This is a genomic window from Chryseobacterium sp. ON_d1, assembly GCF_006829085.1.
In the GTDB taxonomy this organism is placed as follows: Bacteria; Bacteroidota; Bacteroidia; order Flavobacteriales; family Weeksellaceae; genus Chryseobacterium.
In genome coordinates this window covers 337,217-344,624 of record NZ_BJTC01000005.1, presented here as the reverse complement: position 1 = coordinate 344,624, position 7,408 = coordinate 337,217, and the positions used below count along the sequence as shown (strand labels likewise).

General features: G+C 33.7%; 7 protein-coding genes. All 7 read right to left on the bottom strand.

Annotated elements, in window-relative coordinates; all coding sequences use genetic code 11:
* Nucleotides 1-152: 152 nt before the first annotated feature.
* Nucleotides 153-482 carry a hypothetical protein gene (locus CRS_RS10445; protein WP_142723987.1) on the bottom strand — a complete coding sequence of 110 codons (330 nt, stop codon included), beginning with the start codon at nt 480-482 and terminating at the stop codon, nt 153-155.
* A gap of 98 nt (nt 483-580) precedes the next feature.
* Complete coding sequence (locus CRS_RS10440; protein ID WP_142723985.1) at nt 581-931, bottom strand: hypothetical protein; 351 nt, start codon at nt 929-931, stop codon at nt 581-583.
* Nucleotides 932-1,098: 167 nt separating this feature from the next.
* A complete protein-coding gene (locus tag CRS_RS10435; RefSeq protein WP_142723984.1) occupies nt 1,099-1,452 on the bottom strand; it encodes an enoyl-CoA hydratase in 354 nt (117 codons plus the stop codon).
* Nucleotides 1,453-1,517: 65 nt separating this feature from the next.
* Nucleotides 1,518-2,063: a hypothetical protein gene (locus CRS_RS10430; RefSeq protein WP_142723983.1), complete on the bottom strand. Its 546-nt coding sequence runs from the start codon at nt 2,061-2,063 to the stop codon at nt 1,518-1,520.
* A gap of 3 nt (nt 2,064-2,066) precedes the next feature.
* Nucleotides 2,067-3,125 carry an RHS repeat-associated core domain-containing protein gene (locus tag CRS_RS10425; RefSeq protein ID WP_142723981.1) on the bottom strand — a complete coding sequence of 353 codons (1,059 nt, stop codon included), beginning with the start codon at nt 3,123-3,125 and terminating at the stop codon, nt 2,067-2,069.
* Nucleotides 3,126-3,161: 36 nt separating this feature from the next.
* Nucleotides 3,162-3,674, bottom strand: coding sequence for a hypothetical protein (locus tag CRS_RS10420; RefSeq protein ID WP_142723980.1), 513 nt, complete (start codon nt 3,672-3,674; stop codon nt 3,162-3,164).
* Nucleotides 3,675-3,683: 9 nt separating this feature from the next.
* Nucleotides 3,684-7,406 carry a DUF6443 domain-containing protein gene (locus CRS_RS10415; RefSeq protein WP_142723978.1) on the bottom strand — a complete coding sequence of 1,241 codons (3,723 nt, stop codon included), beginning with the start codon at nt 7,404-7,406 and terminating at the stop codon, nt 3,684-3,686.
* Nucleotides 7,407-7,408: the final 2 nt, after the last annotated feature.

Genomic DNA, 7,408 nt, shown 5'->3' with positions numbered 1-7,408 from the left:
TATAATAGTAATCATCCACATAAATCTTTGAATGGACTTAGCCCTTGGTTATATGCTAAGAATATTTAATCTATTAGAAGATATTTTATATTTATCAACAGTTTGAAAAAGGGGAAGTCTTCACTTGTTCCTGAATATGTAGTTTTTAATTTCTAATTGAATTCTGAATTGTTTTGTGTTGGAAATATAAAATCAAAAAAAACTTTTGAATAGTCTTCTGCGAAAACAAACAGCCTACTCGTAATATTATATCTTACAACAACAAATTTTACATATTCAACAGATTCGTTTTTGATTAAAAGAAGATTATTTAAGATCTCAGATGTTAATTCTTTTATATTTTCGCTTTTAGCTAATTTATTTCTTCCTTTATAGGACATAATCATATCATCCAACAATAAAGGATGATTTGAATATGAGATTTCAAAATCATCTAATTGAGGATCATATTCTTTTATTTTAGAATAAATTAGTTCTTTCATTTCTCTACTAACAATTTATTTTGTTGTCCAAATATAGAATAACATATTATACTTAAAGACTCAATTAATTAGCTCTTCATTAACAAAGGATATTATTTTTATTCATTGATATCCCGCCATAATATTCCTAATATTTGGGTCTCTTTGTCATTGATAAATATGGTGAAATCCTTTTTGTTATAATCAAAGTTGCTAATAATTACTTTTTTACTATTAAATTGATTAAGACTATCTAATAACTCATCATAACCTTGAATTTTTAGACTTTCATTTACAGTATTATTGATTTCATTTCTTACTGTATATATAGAATTTGCCTTATTTTTATCAATAAGAATATATTCAAGTTTATCTATGGAATTTAAATAATTATATATGGTTGCACATAAATAATTATCACTTCGCTTTTTAAATAAATTTAATATTTTTTGAAAATTGCTTGTTTCCATTTATTTTACGACTATTGGTGTTCCTCCTATTACTATTGTAGGAATGAACATTTCTTGTTCATATTTGCCACTACTTTATAGTTTTCAGATTATAAAACCACTGAAAAACAGTGGTTTTAATTAATTTGGAGATAAGCTGTACAAAAATCAGCTTGGAGTAACGATTATTATTTCATTAAATTAAATTCGTTATCATCAATTTCTCTATCTAAATATCCAATAACTTTATCAAAATTTTCACTCATATAATATATTCCATAGTATTTTTTTCCTAATAAACTCACTAATCTTAATTTATTTCCAGTATAATTTTCCAGGTTTAAGATCAGAGTACCCATTTCATCAGACAACTTATTATTTCCTGTTCGAGTAGCAGTATATTGTCTAATTTTATATACTCCAATCAGATTTTCTCTTTCAAAATTATTACTATTACTAATCTTAATTTTATATTTTTTAATATCTCCCAAAAATTTTCTTTCTTGTTTAATCAGACTAAAAACTTCTTCAGTGGTTATCATACTTATCTTTTTAATTAAAAACTTTAATAATAATTTTTTAATGTATCAAAAATTAAAATATTTAGCTAGTGGATCTTAAGCCGTATATATTTTTTTATTAATTCGTTATCACCAACGTCTAAATATTTTTCAATATAAAAGTTATCCTTATCAAATTGAAAATATAAATCAACTAATCTGTAGCAGGAAATAATAAACCAACTTGATTCTTCTTTATTTAAGTTTGAGCTTAGAACATTAAAACTTTTTTCAAAGAAAAGTTGTTCGTGTTTTTTTAAAAAAGAATTATTAGTGTATAGAAAGTCTATATAACTGTATATAGAATATTCTTCCTTATTTTTAATAAGATCATCAATTATTTTTAAATACAATGACAATATAAGGTTTCCAACTTTTTTCACAATATCTAACTCTTTCTGAGAACTATCAAATATGTTATATAAATCTACAATATATTGTAGCCTATCATATTCTTTTGAATTATCAACAACGAAATATGATAATTCAGTAAAAAAATTATTAGGATTATTTAATAATATTTTTTTATAATCTTCAATTTGATCATCATCATCATTATCAATTGCTGAAATAAATAAATTAAAATTTTGCATGTTTTATTTTTTTATTGAAATAATTTGTGGTAATCCTATAATGATTGAATTAAAAATTGCTGTGTTCCGACCATAAAAGGAAAAGTTATAATCGCCATCTTCCCTCTTTTTAATGGGTAGTCCTAATTGCTCACTTTGTCTCATTGTTGTTCCTCTGGCAGGAAGAGAAATATTTTTAAACATTTCATAAGTACCGCTTGGGACAGTATATTGAACAATAATATCATATTGATCAGAATATCCAAAACTGAAACTTGCTTTTTGTGCATATTCTAACCTTCGTGTTACGTATGGTCCTTCTCCCATCTCTATTCTTGAATCATTTAATCGTTGTGTTAAATATCCACCTGCTTTACTGTACTCACTATATGACATTGCCCTATAAAAATATTCAAATTCTGGCTCTGATTCATCAGCCGTTGTTGTAACAGGTACAGTTAAAGGTAAATCCCTTGTCCAGTTATATTCTGGATCTTTCATCATGACAGGTGTTAACACAGCTCCTAAAGTTGCAGCTCCAACTGCTACTGAGGCAGCGCTTACGGTTGAGAAAAATTCTCCAATTCGTATTGGTTCACCAACTTCTACAATAGGAATTCTTCTAATGGTAGCACCAGGTGCAAAAGTACTAATTCCTGCACCTTTCTTCCCCCCAAACAGCCAACTTATAAATCTTTCTATAACTCCGGGACCTTTATTGCTTTTAGGAGTGGGGTCGCCAGTGATACTTCCTCCGCCGCCGCCTGCACTGTTATAGCTCATCCCAGTAGACATGCTGAATGAATACATTGGTTTGTATGAACCCGGCATATAATCAAATGTTGTAGAAGGACGTATACTTCCATCTTCATTGATCCATCTTCCGTCCGGATCCGTATTAGAGATAGGATTATTGGCAACATACGCATAAGTGCTTGTAGAAGAGTAGGCTTCCGCCAGCTGGTCTATCCCGTTCCATCTTCCAAGATCCGGCATATAAGCTCTCCAGCCACAGCTGTACATGTCGTTTTCCTGAAGCTCTTTCCCGTTGTATTTAAATAAATTAGAGTATTGGTTTGCAATACTCTAATTTATTACCAACATATTTGGAACATTACCCTATTCTTCTTCTATTCTTATTTTTCCAGTAAATAATAATTGTAAATACAATTTCAAATTAAATTTATAACTATAAATTCTTTTCAATTTTATGGAAGAATCTAATTCTTTAAGATTATCATAGAAGAGACCACTAATTTTAAAAGCTGTATATCCTTTCTTGACGAGATAAACAACTTCATATTCTCCTCTTACACTTGTTTCTGATGTTTTGATTTTGTTATCAAAATCATCTAATTTTAAAGTATTTCCCAAAGGCCTTAATATAGAATAATATTTCAATGAGTTTCTTTGTTTATCTATAATTACATACTTAAAATCTTTAATTACCAATAGTAATGCTAAAATGATTATAACCAGAATTATTATCGGAATAAATGATTCATTATTTTCATGAATATTATTTGTCTTTTTTATAATTGCTTTTATTAAGCCGAATAGTATTCCAAATTCGCAGAATACCAGAAAAAAGAACCACAAATACCAATTACGGTGTATTTTACTTTTGATCATAAATTTAATTTAATAAAGTCCATCATACATTTCTACTAAAGGACCTCCAGTTGCTTCGTCAATCATATCTCCCAAACCTTTAGCTTCACCATTAATGAGATAATTTACTCCCATTGTTCCCATATCAGCTACAAACCATGCTCCGGCAACAATAGAGCCTACTCCTGACATTGATATAGTTAACATTGCTCCATTTATCAAATGTGATGTTTTTAATTCACCTGACATTGCAACATCAGCAACCAGTAAAGCACCGCCAACGGCTGTCAGCTTCGTTCCTAAACTTCTTGCTCCCTGAAATCCTTTTACCTGTTGTCCTCTCCAATATTTAGCGCCAGAGTTACCCCATCTATTTTGCCATCTGAATGAGGTTCCTCTTGTTTTGGTTTGATGCCATAAGTCATTATATTTAAAAACACCTGTTCTTGGCACATTTGCTGTAGAAGCTGCACCTATCGCAGTATTTACCCACCAGGTAGTATTGGATGTTGTTTGAGAAAAATCAATAGTATTAAAAAGACTATTTCCATCTCCAACAAGCTTCATCATATGCGCTATCATTTCCTGAGCTGTATTGGCATTTCCTTCAACTCCTCCTGTCCACCAGCTCATATAGCCGTTGTTAACTTTAAGCGAAAATTCTGCTCCATTTCTCCATGCGTCCATCAGATCTGCATATGCTTGGGTCTTCCCGAATGGCGTGTAGCCACCTCCGCCACCACCTGCACTGTTATAGCTCATCCCAGTAGACGTGCTGAATGAATACATAGGTTTGTATGAACCCGGCATATAATCAAATGTTGTGGAAGGACGGATGCTTCCATCTTCATTGATCCATCTTCCGTCCGGATCCGTATTAGAGATAGGGTTATTGGCAACATACGCATACGTGCTTGTAGAAGAGTAGGCTTCCGCCAGCTGATCTATCCCATTCCATCTTCCCACATCTGGCATATAATCTCTCCAGCCATAACTGTACATACCGGTTTCCTGAAGTTCTTTACCATTATACTTATGCTTTTTATAGCTTCCCTGGCCAAAGAATGCTGTTCCAGATTTTAAGTGATTCATTCCTAGAGGATAGTAATCATTATTATCCACAATTTCAAGAGCGCCTGTGCTGTTTCTTCCATAAGAAATCCTTACATTTCCTAAGTTATCTTTGTATTGGTAAATATACTGATCTTTCTGATAATCATAAAATCCTTCCGCAGTTGGGAAAAACTGTAAATCCGGAGTTTTGGCTGTAGCAGGATTAACCGTTTTATTTTCCAGGGAGTAAGCCTGAGGTTCCATTGCCCTTGCTGTCATCATTTCAATTCCTCCTCCTCCAGGATCTCCTCCTGAAGTAATGATCTCTTTTTTATAATACTGAAACCCATCCAGATACTCTGTTTTTTCTGTAGTGGTGGTCACAGTATTATAACCTGCAACACTGTTTACAGCAGTTTTTTCCAGCTTTGCACCGTCTGCCCTGTATCTGGTATTTATAACGGTACCGGAAGTGCCAAAATCTAAACTCATTTCCTGGGGAAGATTCAAATGATTGTATTTGATGTCCGAGATCTGCTTATCCTGCATGTTTTTCATGTTCCCGTTCGCATCGTGTTCAATAGGATAGCCTGCTGTACCCTCATAACCAGTATTATTATTGCTATTATCCTTGATCCTGATAGCCTGATTTCCTTTGTATGAATAAGTAAGATTGTCAATGACAGTAGCCGTATTGTTTCCTGTATTAAATACTGAAGTTCTGTAAAGGCTGGTAATATTTCCGTTCAAATCATACTGCAAAGATTCCGTATTCTCTTTACTGTAAGGATTATTGGGATTCTGATAATACCCTGCCGTAATCCTGTTTAAAGAATCATAGGCATAGCCGTATCTTTTTGGAGTCAGTGAAGGATTTACCCCTACTGTTTCTACCGCTCTCCAGTCTACTTCTGTAATGTTTCCGCTATATTTCGGGATTACATTCTTCCCGGCAAACTGTACAGGATCAGGATTATCAACCCCGTCTTTTTGATTGTACTTGATCTGGTAGGAAAATAATTTACCACCTAAATCTGCCGAAGTCATCTGGTTTTTGTTGATGCCACTTAGCCAGCCACGAATATTGTAGGTATAATCAATGCTTTGAAGATTGTTTCCAACTTTTTTGTTGGTCAGCTGGGAAAGTTCGTTATAGGTATTTTCCGATAATAATTGTTCAGGTTTATCATCTATCTGATGATAATGCTGCAGTAATCGGTTTTGATCATCATATGTATAACGTTGTTTAATCGTTATTCCCGGCTCTCCATCTTTTCTTATATGATACACACTGCTTTTTTGAGGAGCACCTATGAAATCAAGCTCAGATTCCGTTTTAGTGTAACCTCCTAAGTGATTGATAGAATGAGTACCAATAACCCTTCCTTTAGAATCATAGTAAACATAATTTTTTGTCCAGTTATCATCCTCAATATTCTTTACAAAATTCATAACAGGAAGACTTTTTGTACTTACTGCATTGGCTGTAGAATTATCGGAAAGCGGCGCTTTTCCCATAATAGCAGAAGGGAAAACCGGATTGAAGCTGTAGGAAGGATAAGAATCGTAATAGTTTAAAGACAATAAAGCAACCCATTTACTTGCATTGGGATAAGTCGTATCAGGATTGTTATAATAGACATTCATTCCCTGTCTTTCAAAAAAGGGTGTATTTATTCTATTGACATTGTTAGAACCATAACCATTGACAATATCCTGTTCCTGGTATCTTTCACCTCCGGTACATATTCCCGTAATAGCAACCCTACCAAATTGATCATACTTAGTGTACAGCCATTGTCCTTTTGCACTTAATACTGCATCCCGGGCTCCTACAAGCCTGTCCTGTTTGTCATAGATCATAAATTCCCAGCCTTTTCCCGGAATTTTCTTTTCTACCAACCTGTTCCATCCATCGTACCGGTACTGGTAACAAAGATTATCTACCATCTCTAAGGTTAATGCAGAAGCAGAGGCTAATGGAGGGAGAGTATAAGCCAGCCTCCCATATTCGTTATATACATAGTACGTATCGGCATTCTGGGTTCCGTCTTTTTTTCTTGTTAGGACGGTCTGTCCTTTCTTATTTTTGTATTGGATGGTTATATTACCATCTTCATCCGTAACCGTAGATTTGTATAAGGTGTTTTCAGGATAGGTTCCTGAAAGGCTCAGTTCACTGTTGGTTCGTCCTTCAGTCCAGCTTGTTACCACGGTATATTTTTTCACAGCCTCTGCTGCGGTATTGGCCGCATATGAAAACTGTACGGGATGCCCGTTCCAGTCATTACCGATTTGTTTTTGCTGCAATGCCCTTCCCAGGGGAGAAGGTTCCAGTACTTTTTCAGCATAGATTTTCTCACTGCCATATAGGGAAGATGCATTAGAAAGAGGATTGGCATATAAAGCCCCGTTTTGTGTCCCTGACTGCGGAACAGGAAGATAGCTTTTTATCTGTCTTCCGTAGGCGTCATATTCTACAGGAACAGTGATGTCTTTTCCGGCGGGTGTTGCTTTTATAGCGATGGTTTGCTTAGCTCGTCCGAGCCCGTCAAAATATTGCACGGATTCTGTTTTTTTGGAACAGTCTTCGGTTAAACAACTTTTTTCATAAATATAATTTTCTGTTGTGGTAAAGTTTGTTTGCGCATAGGTAAAACCAGTCACAAGCAAATTGAGTAATATTATTATTTTCTTCATTG